We start from the raw sequence: 20,429 nt of genomic DNA, 5'->3' as shown, positions 1-20,429 counted from the left end.
GATGCTCCGCGGCCGTACAGACTCGGGATGGAGGCCGCGCCCAGCACGAACACCGAGCGTCACGCGCTTGGCCGCAGCCGGCATCACCGCCAACGACCGGTCTCTCCGCAACTACGGACCCAGTGGGGCGGGCGACCGCTGCGAGCACACCACGGCCGCACCACAAGCGCACCAGATCGAGCGGAGAACAGCGGGGGATCACGGTGAAAGCTGCCCAGCCCGACGAGGTCGCACCTGAACCGTTCGTCGAGGTCAGCGTGCGTGCCGCCCTCAAATGATCGCAGCTTCCCAAGCTGAGGGCTTGGATGAGGCGGACCTGAAGGCGTCTCCTACGGCCCGACCGACGCGGCTTGCTCTGGTCGACGGCACTGGCAGCGTGGCTGAGGCCAGTGGGGGTGCAGCGAGGCACACGCGTGCGTGGTCGGTCGGCGCGCCCGCCGTCGTAGCTGGCTGTCGTCGGCTGAGGTTCGGGCCAGCCGTACTGAGGGTGCCCGTCGTCGGTCGATCGGCCGTTCGCGGTGATCAACCCTGGGCCGTCTCTGGGCCGTCCGAGGTTCGCCGAGGGCACTCGACGGCGACCGTCAGTGACAGACCTCCCGCAGTCGCCAGTAGCGAAACCGCAGGTCAAAGCCACCCATCCAATCGGGCTTCCCCCAGGGGTAGCCGTCCAGCAAGATGGCGTGTTTCTCTCCACACCCGTCACAATCGCCTGCGACACCCCGCATTTCAACAGCAGGCCCGGTAGGCCCATCGAGTGATTGTGAGCATTCGGCCAGCAGGGTACGTTCGCAAGGACCGGTACGACACACAGGGGGCGGGATGTCTGCATATGGCCGTGACGACAGCGAATGGGACTGCCTGGTGGACTCAGGGCGCGAGTTCCTCGTTGAGCGGGCGAAGTTGGGCAAGCTCACTTCGTACACCGAGCTCAACGTCACTTTGGCCCGGCGAACTGGCTGTCGGCTCTTCGACTTTGAGCGTGCCGACGAGCGAGCGGCTATGGGACATCTGCTCGGTCTGATCGTGGAACGAGACCAGCAGATCGCACCCTCTGATCCCCCGCTGATGCTGTCGGCTCTCGTCAATTACCTGACCGCTAACGATGCCGGCCCCGGCTTCTACCAGCTCGCCAAGGAGCTTCAACTCCTCCCCATGAGTGCGTCGAAGGATGAGAAGGACAGCTTCTGGATCAAGCAGGTACGACGGCTTTACGAACGCTACGGGGCAAGGCCGTCCCTGGCCTGAGCAGCACCCTTGAGTGTCTATCTGCGTGACAACGCCGACGAACAGCGGCGGACGAGCATGGACGTCTGTGGACCATCAATGCAGGTGAGAGGTACACCAGCCCAAGGCAGTGCCCCCACCTAAGTTGCTTCGGGAGCAAGCGGTCCGCCACTAAAGCCGGTCCGTCGGTGTCCAATCCCGGGCGTGCCGTAGCGGGTGGAGGGTCCTACGCCACATCACTCATAACTGTCGACAACCATCCCATACTTCCGTTCGAGGTCGAGATCGCTCAGCCCTCCCTCGCGCTGATCGTCCGGACCGCGCTCGGGTTTACGCAGCACAATCTTCGAGTAGCGACGGGTTGCAAACGGAGGGCGCGACCAGTCCCCCCGGGCATCCCGGCGTTGCAGCACTTCTTGAACCACCTCTCCGGCATCTCGACTGAACCCGTTCGGGGTCAACGCGACACGGTGACAGGCCAGGTCGCTACTGTCCTGGCCAAACCCTTCCCACTTACCGTCGTCGTGACGCTTCTCGGGCCGGAGCACATCGAACAGTTGAAATGCATCGAGCTGTTGATGCGTCTCATAGGCTTCTCGCCCAAGACCGTAAGCCCCCTGCCGCACCGCGCTCGTCACCCTCGTGACGAACAGCGACGGGTCCGCGGTCGTCATCCAGTCGTACTTCAGAGCATCAAGCCACATCAGGAGCGCGGCAATCTCACTGGTTGTCAGGACGTGCACCCAGCCCTCAGTGAAGAACTCCCGGGGAACCTCCACGAACGGCTCGGCGTCAGTCGGAACCACATACGGCACTCCGGCCGCTGGCGTGCTCTTCCCGTTCTCGTGCAACAAGTGGAATCCCTGCCGCCCCCGGCCGGGCCCCTTGGTGGGGCGTATCAGATTGAGCCCCTCCAACTTCTTCAGCGCCTCTGTGACCTGTCGCCGTTTATTGGTGGCAACCGAGGCACCCTGGATACCCGGACCGCGGTATCTGGCGATGGTCGCGGTCAACCCCATCCATGAGTGATCACTCTGCGGCGTCGGCTCCACGGGGTACGGGTTCTTCCACGCCTTCCCGGGCTTGGCAGAGCACTGCGCGGCAAACAACAACGTGAGGTGCAGCTTCAGCGCGACCCCCTTGGGGGTGATCATGCGCGCTGCAAGTGGGCGCTGCTCCATCGGCAAGGGCTTCCGCTCGTCCTCTACCGATTCGATTTTGTCGTTCCGGAGGTACGCGCGCCGCACGCGAATGTCGGCTGGTTGATGGCCCTCCTGCCAGAGACGCAACGCCTCAGCCGTGACGGCCGGCAACTCGCCGCGCCGTAGGGCACGTAGCGTCTCTAGTCGAACCGCGACCTTCCCGTCCTTCGGCGGCAAATTTCCCCCACGCTTTGAGCGCTACGGATTGATCCGCATGCTGACTGGGTCATGCATATTCATCTATTCAATGTCAACTTAGCAGCCATGAGGATCAATCCGTCCGACAGTCTACCTGACTCGTCGGAAGTCAGAGGGGAACCTTGTGGTGAGCGGCAAGGGCTTACGAGGTGTAACGGGTCCCGGGCCGCGAACAGTTACGCAGGCGCCAGGGCCACCAGCCTGGCAGCACAGCGCCCTGGTGCCTGCGGTTCCCCAGAGAAGCGAGGAACTTCTACATTGAGCACTGTTGAACGTACCCCAGGACCGGGCGGACAGCACGACCGCTCGACGGCACCGACCGGGTCTATTGAGGCCGGCGGAAGCGCACTGGCCTGGGCTCAGATCGGATTCTCCACCCTCTGTGTTGCGGCTGGCTCGGTGATCGGGCTCAGCGCGAACGTACCGCTCGGGGTGGCGATCGTCGCCGCTGCCGCTGGATGGCAGATCACGGTGCACATCCGTAGGTAACCGGCTGGGCGCGCCACGCGCCTGGGCCCGCCGTCCGTGGGAAGCCTGGGAGCGCCTGCTCCAGAGGCGCACGCGGCGGGCCAGAACCATCCGCCTCCAAGGGCCGAGAAGCCCGGCCCCCGGGGGCCAAACAGGGGGCCAAACGGAGCAGCCGAACCACGATCTTCCCGGACTGAAGCGGACGGTCCTGGACTGCACACGCGCAGGTCAGTGCTCAGGATCAAGGCCAAGCACGCTCTGATCGCGTTCGGGACGAAGAGGTCGTGGGTTCAAATCCCGCCACCCCGACACAGGTCAGAGGCCCATTCACATCATCGTGAATGGGCCTCTGACATGCATGCGCTTCCTCTGCGGCAAGCGGTTGGTCCGTCTCACCTCTCAGGACGCGTCCTGAGTCAGGACAGCCGGCAGGGGCGGCACCGGAATCCTCCGGTGCCGCCCCTTCCGGCCGTCCGTTCACATGCTCAGGAGCCCGACATGATGTCCCCGAACATGGGGTCGTCCCCCGGGTTCCCGATGCCCACGGACGACGCACCGAAGCTCACGGCGCCGGTGGCCGTGACGCCTCCGGTGGAGCCGCGCAGGACCCAGACGGCGCCGTCGTCGCTGTTCTCACCGGCCGCGCCCACCGACAGGTCGGCGCGGCCGTCCTTGTTGTGGTCGGCGAGGTGGACGGCGCCGCCGAACATGTCCGACGACTCGTTGGCGCCCGGGACGCCCGAGGTGCCCTGGTTGAAGGACTGGCCGCCGGTCCCCGTCAGGCCGGAGGCGCCGCCGCGCAGTACCCAGACGTTGCCTGTACGGGTCGCGGAGCCCACGGTCTCGAAGGCCGCGCCGACGGCGAGGTCCGGGTAGCCGTCGCCGTTGACGTCGCCCGCGGCGAGTGCGCCGCCGAACGAGTCGTCGGACTCGTCCGCTCCCGGCACACCCTCGGTGTCCTGGCTGAAGACGGCGCTGCGAGTGGTGTCGACGCCCGCCGTACCGCCGTGGAACACGGTGACGTAGCCGCCCTTCGCCGCCTGGTCCGTGACGGAGACGAAGTCGGAGCCGACGACCAGGTCGTCGTGCCCGTCACGGTCGAAGTCGGCCACGACGAGCGCGCCCGCGTACCCCGTGCCCGCCCCGGTCTGCAGCACGGGCCCGGTCGAGGTGCCCCTGTAGACGAAGTTGCCTGCGGAGGACCCCACCACAAGGTCGTCCGTCCCGTCGTTGTCGAAGTCCCCGGCGGCCAGCCGGACGGCGCCCTTGGGGTACGCGCCGGACTCGATCTGCGCGTCGAGGCGCAGCTTCCCGGCCGCGCCCTCGGACCTGGTGAAGCCACCCTTGAAGACCCACACGTCCTTGCCGGTGGACCCGACCGCCAGATCGGCCTTCCCGTCACCGGTGAAGTCCCCGACCGCGAGTGACTGGCCGAACCTGTCGTGGCCCGACGCGTTCGGGTCACTGATCGTCGTACCACCCGACAGGCCGGACGAGCCGCCCCACAGGATCGTGACCGAACCGCCGTCGACATCTCCGCCGACGTCCTCCAGCGGTGTGCCCACGACGAGATCGCCGTAGCCGTCGTTGTTGAGGTCGCCGTTAGCGAGTTCGGTGCCGAAGCGGTCGGAGGTCTCCGAGGCGCCCGGCACGCCGGAGGAACTCTGCGACGTGATCTTGCGGCGCGCGGCGCTGATACCGCTCGACGAGCCGTAGTTGACGACCACGGCGCCCGCTTTCGCCTTCCCTCCCGCGACAGCGCCCGGGGCGCCGGTCGCCAGATCGCGGTAGCCGTCGCCGTTGAAATCGTCGGCGAGGCCCGACGCGGCGGCGCTCGCGCCGCCGGGCAGGGTGATGAGCAGGCCACCGGCCAGGACGGCCGCGAGGGCGGTGGCGCCCAGGACGCCGGGACGACGGGAGTGCTTGTGGTGGGGCCGAGACATGAATTCCTCTCCAGGACATGTGCGTGGGCCCAGAAATGACCTCTGGTGAGCCTGAAGGGTTGTACGGGGGAGAAGAGCGGAGACAGCAGCACAGCAGTGAAGTACAGCAACCGCGTGAGCCGCAGGTGCCTCTTCCTGACTTCCGACAGCCCGTGAGCAGGCGGACGCACCCCCGTCGACCGTCCGGCCGATGTTCCGGGACGACGAGGGTGTGAGGTCAAATCCCGCCGCTCCGGCAGCGAAACACCAGGTGCGGCACCTACTGAATTCAGTAGGTGCCGCACCTGCCCCGTCTGCGAAGACTGTGGGACGTGCGCGGCGTCAGAGCCCGGCGCCATGTCGCGCCCGTGCTTCGGAAGCCCGGCCCGGACGGGCCGGACGGGCCCGGAACGGCGGGGTGTGCGTCAGAGGGTCATCGCGGTGGGCTGGGTGTCGGGGCGCATGGCCGCGTCGGTGCCGCCGTCGACGTAGAGGACCGCGCCGGTGGTGAAGCGGGCCTCCGGGCGGAGGAACTGGTGCACCCAGAAGGCGATGTCCTCGGGGCGGCCGAAGACGCCCAGGGGCATGGGCGTGGGGAACTCGTCCGGGTCGTGGTCGGCGGCGTCGCCGGTGGAGCCGAGCATGAGCGGGGTGAGCACGGCGCCGGGGGCGATCGCGTTCAGCAGGATGCCGCGTCGCGCCCACTCGGGGGTGACGGCGGTGCGGCGCACCCAGCGGGCGAGCGCGAACTTCGACGTGGCGTAGGCGGAGATGCTCGGCGCGTCGCCCGCGATCTCCGGCGGCAGGGCGGCCTGGGCGGTGCGGGCGCGCTCGCGGGCGGCGTCCTCGTCGCCGGCCAGGGCGAGGCGGGCCAGTTCCTCGTCGATCATCGGGACGGTGGACGCCGAGTTCGAGCCGATCACGACGGCGCGGCCGGCGCCGGAACGCTCCAGGGCGGGCCGCAGTCCGTCCAGGAGGGCCACCGGGCCGAAGTAGTTGATGGACATGACGGCGCCCGCGTCCTTCATCGCGGGGCCGACGCCGGCGACCGCGGCGACGCCATCGAGGGTGCCGCCGCTGAGGGCGAGGACCTCCTCGACCGCGTGCCGGCGGCCGTCGGCGGTACCGAGGTCGGCCACCACGTCGGCGTCGCGCAGGTCGACCCCGATCACGGTGTGGCCGGCGTCGCGGAGGGCGGCGGCGCTGGCGGCGCCCATGCCCGAGGCGGATCCGGTGACGGCGAACGTTCCCATGGCGACAGGTCTCCTTACGGCGGGCGTCCGTCTTGTGCGGGCCCGCCCGGTTGGTTCTCTCACACGATTCAATCACTGATTGAATCGTGAGGGGAAGGCGGGTGGCGGTGTGGTGCAATGACGGCATGGCCGACGATTCCCCCTCAACCCGTGACCGGCTCCTCGACGCGGCGGAGCGGCTCTTCCTGGAGAAGGGCGTCGACCGCGTCTCGGTCCGCGCCGTCAATGCGGAGGCCGGCCTGAACCCCGGTGCGGTGCACTACCACTTCGGATCGCGGGAGGGCCTGGTGTCGGCCCTGCTGGAGCGGGAGTTGGAGCCCTTCTGGGGGGACCGCCTGCGGGACGTCATCCGTCGTGCGCGGGCCTGCGGCGACGACGGCGCCCTCTCCGGCGTCCGGGAGCTGGTGACCACCCTCGTGGAGCCGTTCGACGAGCTCTCCCGCACCGAGAAGGGCCGGATGCTGTGCCACCTGCTGGCCCGCTCGGTGCTCCCCACCGGGACGATGCCGAACGTCTCGCCGTGGTTCGGCTCCCCTCCCTTCGAGGTGATGCTGGGGCGTGCGCTGCCGGGGCTGCCCGTGCACGAGGTCTCCGAGCGCTGGCGCCTCGCCTTCACGCTGCTGCTGGAGGTCTACGGGCGCCCCGTGGCCCCCGCGCCGGCCGCCGCGGTCCCGCTCCCCGAGGCGGCCACCGTCGTCGCCTTCGTCACCGCCGGTCTGACCGCTCCCTCCCCCGGCAGCGGCACCTGACCCGTCGGACGGCTGCCGGGAACCGGTGGAGGACCGGCGGAGATCGACGGGGGACGGGCCCGGGACGGGAACGGGCCCGGGACAAAGGGGGAACGGGTCGGGGCCACAAGGCCCTAAGGCCCGGAGCGGTTCGGCCCTGCCGCGCTACGGGCGGGCGGGACAGCATTGGGGTGCGACGGGCGCACTGTGGGTGGTCCGGGCACCCCCGGGGGGAGACGAGGCTCCCCGGGGGTGCCCGGCCGTCGTGACCCGGTCGGGCGCCGCCCCGTACCGACCCGTACCGCCCCGTACTGACCTGCACGCCTGTAGGCGGCGGGATCGTGCGACCGGTGGTCGCCGTCGGGGCCGGCGGCTCGCCCGTGAGCACGGCGGCCCGGCGGCGGGCAGCGCAGGAGGTCGCGGGAGGTGCTGCTGCGCGGGGCGGCCCTGTGCCTGGTGCACGCGCGGGTACTGCGCCGACGGGCGCCGTCCCGCAGATCGCGGAAGAGGGCCGACGGGAACTGGAAGCGGCGCCGGGCCCCTGGCGCGAGTGGTTCCCCGGCCCGCCCCCGGCCCGCGGCGGCGCGGCGTCCGGCGCGGCGCGTGGGTCGACCGGTCTGCGCGGAAGGACCTTCGGCCCTGCCCGGTCGGCCCGCGAAGTGGTGAGCCTGGAAGCAACGACGCCAGGAGGATGCCATGAAACGTTCGACAGTCCGGCAGACTCCCGAGATCCAGGTGGAGGTCCGGGGCGAGGTCCCGGAGGACTCGGTCGAGTACGCACGTTCCAAGGTGCAGGAGCTGGCCGGTCAGCTGCGTGAACCCGTTCTGTTCGCCCGGGTGAGGCTGACCCGGACCGCGAACCCCGCGACGGAGAGGCCCGCGATCGCCCAGGCCAACCTGGACGTCAACGGCCGGCAGGTGCGGGCGCACGTCGCCTCGGGGACCATGTCCGAGGCCGTCGACCTGCCGCACGACCGGCTGGTGGCCAGGATGCGCCGGACCCGGCAGGACTGGGAGGCGCGGCGCGGCGGGATGCCGACGAAGGAGCCGCACGAGTGGCGCCACGACAGTGAGCCGACGCACCGTCCCGACTACTTCCCCCGTCCGGTGGAGGAGCGGCAGGTGGTGCGCCACAAGTCCTTCTCCCTGGCCCGGGAGACCCCGGACGAGGCGGTCTACGAGATGGAGGAGATGGACTACGACTTCCACCTGTTCACGGACGCCGGCTCGGGCGAGGACAGCGTCGTCTACCGGGACGGTCCGGACGGTTACCGGCTCGCCCAGGTTCGCCCCAGCCCCGACCGGATCGGCCCGGTGTCCGTGCCGCTGACCGTGAGCGGGCTCCCGGCGCCCCGGATGAACGTGGAGGAGGCGGAGAAGCGGTTGGACCTCGCCGGGTTCCCGTTCGTGTTCTTCACCGACGGGGCGACCGGACGGGGAAACGTCCTCTACCACCGCTACGACGGCCACTACGGCCTGATCGCGCCCGTCGAGTAGTCCGTCCACAGCCCACCCGCACACCATCCGCACGTTGACGGAGGTCGACGATGACCCAGAACTCCGCACAGGAGCCGGACGCCGGCGCCGGCCGGGCCGCCGAGGACCCGGAGGAACGGCTGCGCCTGCTGGAGTCGCAGGTGCAGACCCTGGCCCAGGCACTACGGGCGCTGGCCCGGGGGCTGGAGGAGATCCCGTCGGAGGACACCAGGCTGGAGACGGAGGCGGCCCGCGGCGCCCGGCTGGCGCACGAACTGCTGCTCGCCCAGGGGATGTAGCGGCCCCCTCCCGGGGCCTTCCCGGGGCCTTCCGGGGCCTTCCGGGGCAGAGGAGATACGGGCCTCTGCCCCGGTTCGCCGTGGTCGTGCGTCTGCGCGTGCGTCTCCATCCGCTCCGGAAAATCACTCGCCCGGATCAGGGAATTCACCCTTGACGCCCGTTTCGTCCGGGAATAGCGTAGTAAGTGGCCTGCGGGGCGAGCGAGGGAGTTCGACCGGAGCAGCCTCGGGGAAGAGGGCCTTGGTCCTCGCCGAGGTGATCGACGGCCGGGCTGAGAGGCCGGAAGGTCGAGAGACCGGACGGCGACCTCCAGCACCTGATCCGGACAATGCCGGCGAAGGGAGCCCACCTCGCAGGTCTTCCGTGCGTACGGAACGGAACGGCGCACGGGCAGAGGAACAGGCCCTGTCCGCACCGGCGCCGGCACCGCGCCGGCCCCGACGGACCTCCGCTCCCGGCACCGCAGGGCGGTGAACCCGGACGGCCCTCCCGCCGGGCCCGGCACGGCCGGGGAGCGGCCGCGCACCTCCGGCCGTGACCGCACCGGCACCGTCCGGCAGGGCGGACCGGAAGGGAAGGCCCATGACCGCCACGCACTCCAACGGCTTCGAGCACGCCATCCACACGGCGAACATCTGGCTGAAGGCCGTCGCCGACTCCATGGAGACCGAGGACCGCCACCTCGCCAACCGGGCGCTGCGCGCCTGGCTGCACACGCTGCGCGACCGGCTCACGGTCGACGTGGCGGCCCACTTCGCCGCCCAGCTCCCAGAACTGCTGCGCGGCGTGTACTACGACGGCTGGGACCCCAGCCACGTGCCGGTCAAGTACGACCGCCAGACCTACGTCAACCGCTTCACCCAGGAGTCCAGGGTCGATCCCGCGGACGTCCCCCGGATCGCCCCCGCCGTCGCCGAGGCCGTGCGCCACCAGGTCTCGCCCGGGCAGTTCGAGACGGTGCTCGACCAGCTGCCGCGCGACGTGCGCTCCCTCCTCGAACCGGTGGCGTGACCCCGGGCAGTCCGCACCGCGGGCGGCCCGCACGGGGCGCGGGAACCGCGCCCGGCCCGGTGGGCGGCGCGCACCGCCGGGCCGGGTCCGGGGGCCGGGTCCGGGCGTGCGGATGTACTGCAACCGAGCAAGCATGGAAACGACGGAACCGTCCTGACGGCGGTCCACGGAGGTGGTACCGATGACTCTTCCCGTACGACGTCACCGAGCAGGCACGACAGGCGAGTTGGGGATTCCCGCGTGGACGCGTGATCCCCTCGCGGAGTTCGAGGACCTGTTCAACCGCATGAGCCGCCTGTTCGAGTCCGCAGTCGGTTCGGCCCCGATGGCCGAGATGGCGGCCTGGGCTCCTCTGGCGGACATGACCGAGACCGACGACGCGTACCTGATCGAGGCCGACCTGCCCGGTGTCGCCCGCGACGACATCGACATCTCGATGGGCGGACGCGAACTCGTCATCGCCGGGGAGCTGAAGGAGCGCGAGCGCACGGGCGTCCTGCGGCGCGGCACCCGCCGCGCCGGACGGTTCGAGTACCGGGCGCTGCTGCCCGCCGACGTGAAGGCCGACGACGTGCACGCGGCCCTGAACGACGGCGTGCTGACCGTGACCGTGCCGAAGGCGGAGAAGTCCAAGCCCCGGCACATCGAGATCACGTCCGGGGACTGACCCTGTCGGACCGTCCCGGGTGACGGGGCGTCACCGGATTGTCCGTCGTACCGCGGCGGTCCCGGGGCGTCCCGTCCCGGCGTACGGCGCCGGGCCTCCCGGTCGGCGGGCCCGGCGCGGTCGGCGGGCCCAGCAGGTCCGGCGGGCCCGGCAGGTCCGACGGGAAGGCGGCAGGGCCGGCAGGGAGGCGGGCGGTCATGGGAGCGGGAGGCACCGCGCTGCGCGGCGGCCACTGCGGCGTTCCGCACACCGCGGACCTGACGGTCCGGGCGTGGGCGCCGACGCGCGAGGAGTGCATGGCGCACGCGGTGCGCGGCGTCGCGGAGGCGTTCGTCGACCTCACCGGGGCGAGGGGAGTCCGCAGCCGCGTCGTCGAACTCCGTGCAGACCGCGACGAGGACCTGCTGGTGGACCTCCTGGAGGAGGTCGTGTACCGGCTCGACACCGAGGACGAGGTGCCCGTCGACGTCGTCCTGACCGAGGTCCGGGGTGCGCTGCGGGCCGAGTTGCTGATGGCCGACGCCGGCACGCTGACGGTGATCGGCGCGGCGCCCAAGGCCGTCACCCTGCACGGGCTGTCCCTCTCCGGCGGGCCGGAGGGCTGGACCTGCTCGGTGACGCTCGACGTGTGAGCCCGCGAGGACCCGGCCCGCGGAAGCAGGGCCCGCGGGAACAGGACCCGCGGAAGCAGGGCCCGCGGGAACAGGCCCGCGGGAACAGGCCCCGCGGGGCGTGAGGAGGCGATCTCGGTGGGTGCGACCGTGACGGGGGCGACCGTGGAGGTCGTCGAGGAGGGCCCCTTCCGGTTCCGGATCCCCCGGCGGGGGAGCATGCGCGTGCCCGGCGTCGTCTTCGCCTCGCGGGCGCTGCTCCCGGAGGCGGCCGGGGACCAGGCGCTGCAGCAGGTGGTGAACGTGGCCACGCTGCCGGGGATCGTGGAGGCCTCGTACGCCATGCCAGACGTGCACTGGGGGTACGGCTTCCCCATCGGGGGCGTCGCCGCCACCGACGTCGCGGACGGCGGCGTCGTCTCCCCCGGGGGCGTCGGCTTCGACATCTCGTGCGGGGTGCGGCTGCTCGCCGCACCGTGCGAACGGGACGCCCTCCTCCCCCGCCTGGGGCAGCTGATGGACGTACTCGACCGGCGCGTCCCGCGCGGGCCGGGCCGTGGCGGGGTCTGGCAGATCGGCCGCACCGAGCTGGAGAAGGTCCTGGTCGGCGGGGCGTGCCACGCGGTGGAGCGGGGACACGGCGTCGCCCGTGACCTGGCGCGCTGCGAGGACGGCGGGGTCCTGCCCGGCGCCGATCCCGGGCAGGTCGGCGTCCGCGCCGTGGAACGCGGCCTCGGGCAGGTCGGCAGCCTGGGATCGGGCAACCACTTCCTGGAGGTGCAGGCGGTCGACACGGTCCACGACCGGGCCGCCGCGTCGGCGATGGGGGTGCGCGAGCGGCAGGTCTGCGTGATGATCCACTGCGGTTCCCGGGGTCTGGGCCACCAGATCTGCACCGATCACGTGCGCACCATGGACCGCGCCGCGGCGCGGTACGGCATCGAGGTGCCGGACCGTCAGCTCGCCTGCGTGCCGGCGGGGTCCGGGGAGGGGCGTGCCTACCTCGGCGCGATGGCCGCCGCGGCCAACTACGCACGGGCCAACCGGCAGCTGCTGTCCGAGGCCGCCAGAGACGCCTTCGAGGAGACGACGGGCCACGGACTGGACCTGGTGTACGACATCTCGCACAACCTCGCCAAGATCGAGACCCACCACGTCGCCGGGAGGGCGGTGCGCCTGTGCGTCCACCGCAAGGGGGCCACCCGGGCGCTGCCGCCCGGCCACCCCGACCTGCCGGACGACCTCGCCGCAGTGGGGCAGCCCGTCCTCATCCCCGGCACCATGGGCACCGCCTCGTACCTGCTGGTGGGTGTGGAAGGCGGTGGCGCGTGGCACTCGACCTGCCACGGCGCGGGCCGGGTGCGCAGCAGGCACAGCGCGGCGCGGGAGGTCGACGGCCGCGCCCTGCGGGCGGAGCTGGAGGCCCGGGGCGTCGCGGTGCGCGGGGCGTCGTGGCGCGGGCTCGCCGAGGAGGCGCCGCGCGCGTACAAGGACATCGACGCCGTGGTGCGCGCGAGCGAGGGGGCCGGGCTGTGCCGCAGGGTGGCGCGGCTGGTGCCGCTCGGCGTCGTCAAGGGCTGACGTCGAGGACTGGTACCGAGGGCTGACGCCGAGGACCGACGTCGGGGGCCGAACCCTGCTCCCGCCGCCGCGGCGGTCTCCCGCACCTCTCCCCCGAGGGCCACGGAAGTCCCGGGGGCAGGGGGTCGTCGGAGGGGCGGGACAGAATGGGCCCATGACTGATGAGAGCTGTGTGCCGGACTGGGAGAAGCGGTTCCGGGCGCCGCGCGTCTCGCTGCCCGAATGGGCCGAGGACGCGCCCGACAGGTCGCTGTTCGTCTCCAACGCCACGGGAACCTTCGAGCTGTACGCCTGGGACCGCGCCACGGGGACGCAGCGCCAGGTGACCGACCGCCCGAACGGCACCACCGAGGGCACGCTCAGCCCGGACGGCGAGTGGGTCTGGTGGTTCTCCGACACCGACGGCGACGAGTTCGGCGTGTGGATGCGGCAGCCGTTCGCCGGAGGCGAGGACGTCCCCGGCGCTCCGGGGCTGGAGCCGTCGTACCCGGCCGGCCTGGCGCTGGGCCGGGACGGGACGGTGGTGGTCGGGCGCAGCACCGACGAGCACGGCACCTCGGTGCACGTACTGCGGCCGCGGCCGGCCGACGGGCCCGGTGGGGCCGACGGGCCCGGTGAGCCCGGTGAGCCGGTGGAGATCTACCGGCACCGCGAGTCGGCCGGGGTGGGGGGCCTGTCCAGGGACGGCTCGCTGCTGGTGATCGAGCACACCGAGCACGGTGACGCGATGCACTCGGCACTGCGGGTGGTGCGCCTGGACGGGACGCCGGTGGCCGAGCTGGACGACTCCGCCGGCGGCACGAAGGAGCTGGGCCTGGAGTGCCTCGGCTTCTCCCCCGCGGTCGGCGACTCCCGGCTGCTGGTGGCGCACCAGCGGCGCGGCCGGTGGGAGCCGATGCTCTGGGACCCGCTGGGCGGCGGGACGACCGAGCTGGACTTCGACCTGCCCGGCGACGTGTCGGCGGAGTGGACCCCGTCGGGGGACGCGCTGCTGGTGGTGCACTCCTACCGGGCACGGGCGGAGATGTACCGCTACGACCTGGCCCGGCAGGTGCTGGAGCGTCTGGAGACGCCGGCCGGGTCGGTGTCGTCGGCGACGGCGCGGCCGGACGGCTCCGTGGAGTACCTGTGGTCCTCGGCCGCCCGGCCGCCGCAGGTGCGTTCCACCTCGGGCGCGGTGGTGCTGGAGCCGCCGGGGATGCGCGCGCCGGAGTCGGTCCCGGTGGAGGACGTCTGGGTGGAGGGGCCCGGCGGGACCGTCCACGCGCTGGTGCAGAAGCCGGAGGGAACCGGTCCCTTCCCCACGGTCTTCGAGGTGCACGGCGGGCCGACCTGGCACGACAGCGACGCCTTCGCGGCCGGGCCGGCCGCCTGGGTCGACCACGGGTACGCCGTGGTGCGGGTGAACTACCGGGGCTCCACCGGCTACGGGCGCGAGTGGACGGACGCCCTGCGGCACCGGGTGGGCCTGATCGAGCTGGAGGACATCGACGCCGTGCGCCGCTGGGCGGTGGGGTCCGGGCTGGCCGACCCCGCGCGCCTGGTGCTGGCCGGCGGCTCCTGGGGCGGCTACCTGACGCTGCTGGGGCTGGGAACCCAGCCGGACGTGTGGGCGGTGGGCGTGGCGGCCGTGCCGGTGGCGGACTACGTGACCGCCTACCAGGACGAGATGGAGGCGCTGAAGGCGCTGGACCGCACCCTGTTCGGGGGCACCCCGGAGGAGGTCCCGGAGCGCTTCCGGGCGTCGTCGCCGCTGACGTACGTCGAGCGGGTGACCGCGCCGGTGTACGTCTCGGCCGGGGTCAACGACCCGCGCTGCCCGATACGCCAGATCGACAACTACGTCGACGCGCTGGAGCGCCTGGGGAAGACGCACGAGGTGTACCGGTACGACGCCGGGCACGGCTCGCTGGTGGTCGAGGAGCGGATCAAGCAGGTCCGGCTGGAGATCGGCTTCGCCGAGCGCTACCTGCCGGCGGCCTCGGGCTGAGCCCCCGCGGGCGCGCCGGAGGCGGCGGGCCCGTCGGGACCCTCGGACCCGGCGGGCCCGTCCGGGCCGGAGTCGGAGTCGGGTCCGGGGCCGTCGCCGGTCCCGCCGGGCGGCGGGCCCTCCGCCGCGGGGTCCTCGGTGAGTCCCAGCGCGATGTCGCGCTGCACCTCGACCTCGCGGCGGAAGAACCGGAACCACATGAAGACGACGAAGCCGCCGAAGACGAACCACTCGCCGGTGTAGCCGAGGTTCTGGAACGCCTTGACGTCCAGCCCGCCGCCCTTCGGGGCGACGGGCGGCACCGGCTCCATGGCCCCCTCCGCCTCCGGCAGGGTGATCCAGACGTTGTGCACCGGGTACGGCACGATGTTGACCAGGGACGCGGCCGAGACCATGCCGACCTGCCCCTCGGGCAGGCCCCCGGTGGTGTGCGCCTCCTGGGTGTCGACGGTCTCAGCGGCCTGGACGTACCCCTCGACGGTCACCTCGCCGGACGGGGGCGCCGGGACGTCGGCGGGGTCCCCCGGTTCGCCGGGGAGCCAGCCGCGCACGACCGGCAGCGCCGGGCCGTCGCCGCCCTCGGTGCGCAGCAGGGTGAGCACGTAGTGGCCCTGCTCGTCGTGCAGGGTCCGCCCGGGGACGGTGAACTGGTTCTCGGTGTCGTAGCGGCCGGAGGCGGTGACGGGGCGGCCGGAGTCCTCCGCCTCCACGTACTGGCCGGAGGGGGCCTGCCGGAGGACGTCGTCCAGGGGGACGGCGGGGGCGCTGCTCACGGCCGGGCGCGACTCGGCCTCGCGGTGCGTGTCGACCCGGTCCTCGAAGCGGCCGAGCTGCCACATGCCCATGAACACGCAGAACGGGATGGCCAGCACGGTGAACAGGTTGATGCCCAGCCATCGCGGGGTCAGGAGGAACCGGTACACCCCTCAAAGGTAACCGGGCGGCGGCCGACCGCCGGTGGCGGGGTTGCGCCGGACGGCTCCGCGGGCTGCGCCGGGCGGCCCGGCCGCCCGGCCGCCCGGTCAGCCGTTCTGCCCGGCCCTCCCGGTCAGCCGGCCAGCACCGAGGTGCGGTAGACCGTGCCTGCGCAGGCGCCGTCGATCGTGACGGAGGCGGCGACCGGCGCACCGGCCTCCGGAGTGTGGCTGAGCAGGACGCTCGCCGGGGTCGTGGTGGCCGGCTCCTCCACCGCCGCGGCGGTCTGGCCCTCCTGTCCGGCGTCCCCGCCCTCGGTGCCGCCGGTCTCCGAGGGCGGCGGCTCTACGGTGGTCTGGCAGCCGGTGGCGCCGCCCCCCGAGGCCGGAATCCAGGCGAACTTCACCTGATAGGCGCTGCCGGGGGTCAGGATGACCCGGCCGGGGGCCAGGCCGGGGTCGGGCAGGTTGACGGCGGGATCGCCGCTGGTGTGGTCGACGACCTGGATGCGCGTGCCGTCGGCGCCGCCCTGGGGCGAGGCGTCGACGCGTCCGCCGCCGTCCACCGCGCAGGTCTGACCGGAGACGTTGACCACTCGGAACCATCCGTAGACGGTGCCGGTGCCGTCGCCCCCGTCCGTGGAGGCGGAGGCCTGGTCCAACTGGTCGCGGCCGCAGGAGGGGGCGGTGGCCGCCATCGTGTCCGAGGGGTCCGGGCCGGTGCTGTCGGGGGCCGAGCCCCCGGTGCCCTTCGGGGATCCGGAACCCTTGTCCTTCTTCTCGTCCGCCTTGTGCGACCGGGAGGCGTCGGGCTTCTTCTCCTCGACCTTCCCGCCCTTGTCCGGGTCGCCGCCGTCCTGCGCCCCGGTCGGCCCTCCGGCGGCCTCGTGCCGGCTCGCGGAGTGGCTGGGGCCGGCGTCGGCAGCCGTGGTGGTGGTCGCCGCCCGGAACACGGAGGGCGCCGCGGTACCGAGCAGCAGGCAGGCCGCGGCCACGCCGACGAGCGCCTGGCGCCGGCGGGCCCGCCGGGCCGGGACCGCACGGCGCAGGTGCGCCAGCGCCTCCGGAGCAGGCGCGATGTCCTGGGTGACGCCCTTCAGGAGGCGCCGCAGCGCCTCCTCCTCCGGGCTCAGTTCCGTCTCGGGGTCGAGCGGGCCGAGGTCACCCGGTCCCGGGGCGCCCGGGCCGGAGCCGTCCGGGCCGGAGCCGAGGAGTCCGGGCAGGCCGAGGAGCCGCGTCGTCCCGTCCGTCCCCTCGGGGGTCTCGTCGCCGCGGGACTTGTCGTCGCGGGGCTCGTCGTCGCGGGGCTCGTCGTCGCGGGGCTCGTCGTCGCGCGGCTCGTCGTCGCGCGGCTCGTCGTCGCGCGGCTCGTCGTCGCGCGGCTCGTCGTCGCGCGGCTCGTCGTCGAGGGGCTTGTCGTCGTGGTCGGAGTGCATGGGTTGCTGCTCGCCGTCGGGATTTCGGTCGTCGGTCATGCCGTGGCTCCCATGGCTATGCGCAGGGCCGCCAGCCCCCGGGAGCCGTACGCCTTGACGGAACCGACCGATATGCCCAGGGTCTCGGCCACCTGGGCCTCGGTCATGTCGGAGAAGTACCGCAGGACGAGGACCTCGCGCTGGCGGCGCTGGAGCCCCTTCATCGCCTGGATCAGCTGGTCGCGCTCGAGCTGGTCGTAGGCCCCCTCCTCGGCGCTGGCCATGTTCGGCATCGGTTTGGAGAGCAGCTTCAGGCCGAGGATGCGGCGGCGCAGCGCGGAGCGGGAGAGGTTGACGACCGTCTGGCGCAGGTAGGCCAGGGTCTTCTCGGGGTCGCGCACCCGCTTGCGTGCGGAGTGGACGCGGATGAACGCCTCTTGGACGACGTCCTCGCAGGACGCGGTGTCGTCCAGCAGCAGGGCGGCCAGTCCGAGGAGGGACCGGTAGTGGGCGCGGTAGGTCTCGGTGAGGTGGTCCACCGTGGTGCCCGCAGCTGCGGCGCCCTCGGTGCCCTCCCGCTCAGCAGTGACGCGCACGGCGGGCCACGGCGCTATCACGGGCATCCCGCTGTTTGCGCGCCGGCTGCGCGGGGGCGCTGCCAAACCGCCGCCCAGAGCTGTTTCGATCCCGAGTACCTCTGCCACGCATGTTGGACAACCGTTACCCCCTCAGGGTTGTACGCCCCGGGCGCGATTTTCGGTTGGCCGTGAAACGTCCCCATGCGTAACAACTCTCCCCATGTCGCCACCCGTCCAGGGCTCACACGCAGGTTATGCGCAGGCACAGACACGGACGCCCCCCACCCCCTGTCGGTTGCAGAGCGCGGGAGACGAAATTCTCGACCGGGGTCCGACTGTATTTCAAGCAGCCCGGGAAGTCAGCCGGATGATCTTGACCGCGGGGGCCCGGGCCCCCGCGGGTTCAGGCGTTCGCGGGTTCAGACCTCCGCGGGTTCAGGCCTCCGCGGCGAGTTCCGCCGCGACGGTCTCGGCGATCTGGACGGCGTTCAGCGCGGCGCCCTTGCGCAGGTTGTCGCAGCAGGCGAACAGCCCCAGGGCGTTCGGGTCGTCCGGGCAGCGGCGCACCCGGCCGACCCAGGCCGGGTCGGTGCCCACCACGTCCGCCGGGGTCGGGAACTCGCCCCGGGCCGGGTCGTCGTACAGCACCACTCCGGGGGCGCTGCTGAGGATCTCGTGCGCACGCTCCACGGTGACCTCGTTCTCGAACCGCGCGTGCACGCTGACCGAGTGCGCGGTGACGACGGGCACGCGCACGCAGGTCGCGGTCACCCGCAGGCCGGGCAGCCCCAGGATCCTCCGGGACTCCTCGCGGATCCCCGTCTCCTCCGAGGACCAGCCGCCCTCCTCCCAGGCGCCGGCCCACGGCACCACGTTGAGGGCCAGCGGCGCCGGGAAGGGGCCGTAGTCGCCGACCGTGCGCCGCACGTCGCCGGGAAGGCTGCCCAGGTCTGTGCCGCCGACCTTGACCAGCTGGTACCGCAGGGTCTCCGCGCCGGCCCGGCCGGCCTCGGAGGCCGCCTGGTAGGAGGAGACGACCAGTTCGGTGAGGCCGAACTCCTGGTGGAGCGCGCCCAGCGCGACGATCATCGCCAGGGTCGTGCAGCCGGGGCCGGCGACGATCCCGCGGGGGCGGCTGCGGGCGGCCGCCGCGTTCACCTCGGGGACGACCAGCGGCACGTCCCCGTCCCGACGGAAGGCCGCCGAGTTGTCGACCACCACCGCGCCCGCGGCGGCCGCGACCGGCACCCACCGGGCCGAGACCTCGTCGGGGACGTCGAAGACCGCGACGTCCACTCCGCGGAACGCCTCCTCGGAGAGGGCCTCGACCTCGGTCTCCTCCCCCCGCACCACGAGCCTGCGGCCCGCGGAGCGCTCGGAGGCCACCAGCCGGATCCGCCCCCACACGTCGTGGCGGGTGGAGAGCAGTTCCAGCACCACGCCGCCGACGGCACCGGTGGCACCGACGACGGCGAGGGTGGGTTTTCGGCCGTCCGGCCTCATCGTCCGGTGCCGCCGTAGACGACCGCCTCGTCGCTGTCGCTGTCGAGGCCGAACGCGGTGTGCAGTGCGGTGACCGCGTCCTTCATGTCGTCGGCGCGGGTGACGACCGAGATGCGGATCTCCGAGGTGGAGATCAGCTCCACGTTCACGCCCGCGTTGGACAGCGCCTCGAAGAACGCGGCGGTCACGCCCGGGTGGGAGCGCATGCCGGCGCCGACCAGGGAGATCTTGGCGATCTGGTCGTCGTAGCGCAGCGAGTCGAAGCCGATCGTGGCCTGCGCCTTGGTGAGGGCCTCCATGGCCCGGTGCCCGTCGGTCTTCGGCAGGGTGAAGGAGATGTCGGTGAGCCCGGTGGAGGCGGCGGAGACGTTCTGCACCACCATGTCGATGTTGAGCTCGGCGTCCGCCACGGCACGGAAGATGGCCGCGGCCTCACCGGGCTTGTCCGGCACTCCGACGACCGTGATCTTGGCCTCGGACGTGTCGTGGGCGACCCCGGAGATGATCGCCTGCTCCATGCCTGCTCCTTCGGGCTGGTTGCGGACCCAGGTGCCGGTGTGCCCCGAGAACGAGGACCGCACGTGGATCGGGATGTCGTAACGGCGGGCGTACTCGACGCAGCGCAGGTGCAGCACCTTGGAGCCGCTGGCCGCGAGCTCGAGCATGTCCTCGTAGGGGATCTCGTTGATCTTGCGGGCCTTCTTCACCACCCGCGGGTCGGCAGTGAACACGCCGTCGACGTCGGTGTAGATCTCGCACACCTCGGCGTCCAGCGCGGCCGCCAGCGCCACCGCGGTGGTGTCGGAGCCGCCGCGGCCCAGGGTGGTGATGTCCTTGCTGTCCTGGGACACACCCTGGAAGCCGGCGACGATCGCGATCGCGCCCTTGTCGACCGCGTCCTTGATGCGGCCGGGCGTGACGTCGATGATCCTCGCCTTGTTGTGGACCGAGTCGGTGATGACTCCGGCCTGGCTGCCGGTGAACGACAGGGCCTCGTGACCGAGGTTCCTGATCGCCATCGCCAGCAGCGCCATCGAGATCCGCTCACCCGCCGTCAGCAGCATGTCGAACTCCCGGCCCGCGGGAATCGGCGACACCTGCTGCGCCAGGTCGATCAGCTCGTCCGTCGTGTCGCCCATCGCGGACACCACGACGACGACCTGGTGGCCGCTCTTCTTGGCGTCGACGATCCGCTTGGCAACCCGCTTGATGCCCTCGGCATCCGCAACGGAGGAGCCTCCGTACTTCTGCACGACAAGGCCCACGTGCGCTCCTCGCAACTGTTGTGTGTGGCAATCGGCTCATTTTACCGAGCGGACGTAAAACGCCCCGGACATGTCGCATGGTGGACACACGGCCCACCCGGCGGAACAGGACGGTCACGCGCC

General features: G+C 72.0%; 17 protein-coding genes. 9 read left to right on the top strand and 8 right to left on the bottom strand.

Going from position 1 to position 20,429, the window contains the following annotated elements; genetic code table 11:
- The first annotated feature begins 819 nt into the window (after window positions 1–819).
- A complete protein-coding gene (locus GQS52_RS13465) occupies window positions 820–1,245 on the top strand; it encodes a hypothetical protein (protein ID WP_182313689.1) in 426 nt (141 codons plus the stop codon).
- A 215-nt stretch (window positions 1,246–1,460) separates the two neighbouring features.
- Here GQS52_RS13465 and GQS52_RS13460 read toward each other — a convergent pair whose 3' ends face one another.
- From GQS52_RS13460 to GQS52_RS13450, 3 genes are all read right to left on the bottom strand, one after another.
- Window positions 1,461–2,378, bottom strand: a complete 918-nt coding sequence (locus GQS52_RS13460; RefSeq protein ID WP_220472765.1) for a hypothetical protein — start codon at window positions 2,376–2,378, stop codon at window positions 1,461–1,463.
- 1,199 nt (window positions 2,379–3,577) lie between these two features.
- Window positions 3,578–5,035, bottom strand: a complete 1,458-nt coding sequence (locus GQS52_RS13455; RefSeq protein WP_182313687.1) for an FG-GAP-like repeat-containing protein — start codon at window positions 5,033–5,035, stop codon at window positions 3,578–3,580.
- A gap of 404 nt (window positions 5,036–5,439) precedes the next feature.
- Window positions 5,440–6,267 (bottom strand): SDR family oxidoreductase, encoded by an 828-nt coding sequence (locus GQS52_RS13450; protein ID WP_182313686.1) that lies wholly within the window; start codon window positions 6,265–6,267, stop codon window positions 5,440–5,442.
- Between the two features lie 125 nt (window positions 6,268–6,392).
- On the opposite strand from GQS52_RS13450, the gene GQS52_RS13445 reads away from it, so the two are divergent.
- From GQS52_RS13445 to GQS52_RS13410, 8 genes are all read left to right on the top strand, one after another.
- A complete protein-coding gene (locus GQS52_RS13445) occupies window positions 6,393–7,016 on the top strand; it encodes a TetR/AcrR family transcriptional regulator (RefSeq protein WP_182313685.1) in 624 nt (207 codons plus the stop codon).
- A 675-nt stretch (window positions 7,017–7,691) separates the two neighbouring features.
- Window positions 7,692–8,492 carry a sigma 54 modulation/S30EA ribosomal C-terminal domain-containing protein gene (locus GQS52_RS13440; protein WP_182313684.1) on the top strand — a complete coding sequence of 267 codons (801 nt, stop codon included), beginning with the start codon at window positions 7,692–7,694 and terminating at the stop codon, window positions 8,490–8,492.
- 50 nt (window positions 8,493–8,542) lie between these two features.
- A complete protein-coding gene (locus tag GQS52_RS13435) occupies window positions 8,543–8,770 on the top strand; it encodes a hypothetical protein (protein ID WP_182313683.1) in 228 nt (75 codons plus the stop codon).
- Window positions 8,771–9,353: 583 nt separating this feature from the next.
- A complete protein-coding gene (locus GQS52_RS13430; protein ID WP_182313682.1) occupies window positions 9,354–9,782 on the top strand; it encodes a DUF2267 domain-containing protein in 429 nt (142 codons plus the stop codon).
- A gap of 226 nt (window positions 9,783–10,008) precedes the next feature.
- Window positions 10,009–10,449, top strand: coding sequence for an Hsp20/alpha crystallin family protein (locus GQS52_RS13425; RefSeq protein WP_346268239.1), 441 nt, complete (start codon window positions 10,009–10,011; stop codon window positions 10,447–10,449).
- Between the two features lie 197 nt (window positions 10,450–10,646).
- The gene (locus GQS52_RS13420) at window positions 10,647–11,081 is read left to right on the top strand and encodes an archease (protein ID WP_182313680.1); all 435 of its coding nucleotides are present in this window, start codon (window positions 10,647–10,649) and stop codon (window positions 11,079–11,081) included.
- Between the two features lie 117 nt (window positions 11,082–11,198).
- Entirely contained in the window at window positions 11,199–12,641 is a 1,443-nt protein-coding gene (locus GQS52_RS13415; RefSeq protein WP_346268238.1) for an RtcB family protein, read from the top strand.
- Window positions 12,642–12,795: 154 nt separating this feature from the next.
- Window positions 12,796–14,631: a prolyl oligopeptidase family serine peptidase gene (locus tag GQS52_RS13410; protein WP_182313679.1), complete on the top strand. Its 1,836-nt coding sequence runs from the start codon at window positions 12,796–12,798 to the stop codon at window positions 14,629–14,631.
- Here GQS52_RS13410 and GQS52_RS13405 read toward each other — a convergent pair.
- The 5 genes from GQS52_RS13405 to GQS52_RS13385 form a co-directional block, all read right to left on the bottom strand.
- Window positions 14,607–15,554 carry an SURF1 family protein gene (locus GQS52_RS13405; RefSeq protein WP_182313678.1) on the bottom strand — a complete coding sequence of 316 codons (948 nt, stop codon included), beginning with the start codon at window positions 15,552–15,554 and terminating at the stop codon, window positions 14,607–14,609. The genes GQS52_RS13410 and GQS52_RS13405 overlap by 25 nt on opposite strands.
- Window positions 15,555–15,679: 125 nt before the next feature.
- The gene (locus GQS52_RS13400) at window positions 15,680–17,020 is read right to left on the bottom strand and encodes a hypothetical protein (protein WP_182313677.1); all 1,341 of its coding nucleotides are present in this window, start codon (window positions 17,018–17,020) and stop codon (window positions 15,680–15,682) included.
- Window positions 17,017–17,583: a SigE family RNA polymerase sigma factor gene (locus GQS52_RS13395; protein ID WP_182313676.1), complete on the bottom strand. Its 567-nt coding sequence runs from the start codon at window positions 17,581–17,583 to the stop codon at window positions 17,017–17,019. The genes GQS52_RS13400 and GQS52_RS13395 overlap by 4 nt, the downstream gene beginning before the upstream one ends.
- Window positions 17,584–17,973: 390 nt before the next feature.
- Window positions 17,974–19,041 (bottom strand): aspartate-semialdehyde dehydrogenase, encoded by a 1,068-nt coding sequence (locus GQS52_RS13390; protein ID WP_182313675.1) that lies wholly within the window; start codon window positions 19,039–19,041, stop codon window positions 17,974–17,976.
- Window positions 19,038–20,306 (bottom strand): aspartate kinase, encoded by a 1,269-nt coding sequence (locus GQS52_RS13385; protein ID WP_182313674.1) that lies wholly within the window; start codon window positions 20,304–20,306, stop codon window positions 19,038–19,040. Before GQS52_RS13385 ends, GQS52_RS13390 begins: the two co-directional genes overlap by 4 nt.
- Window positions 20,307–20,429: the final 123 nt, after the last annotated feature.

Source organism: Streptomyces sp. SCUT-3 (assembly GCF_014083985.1).
Lineage (GTDB): Bacteria > Actinomycetota > Actinomycetes > Streptomycetales > Streptomycetaceae > Streptomyces_H > Streptomyces_H thermolineatus.
Note: the sequence above shows the minus strand (reverse complement) of the source record. Positions and strands in the feature narration are given on the sequence as shown.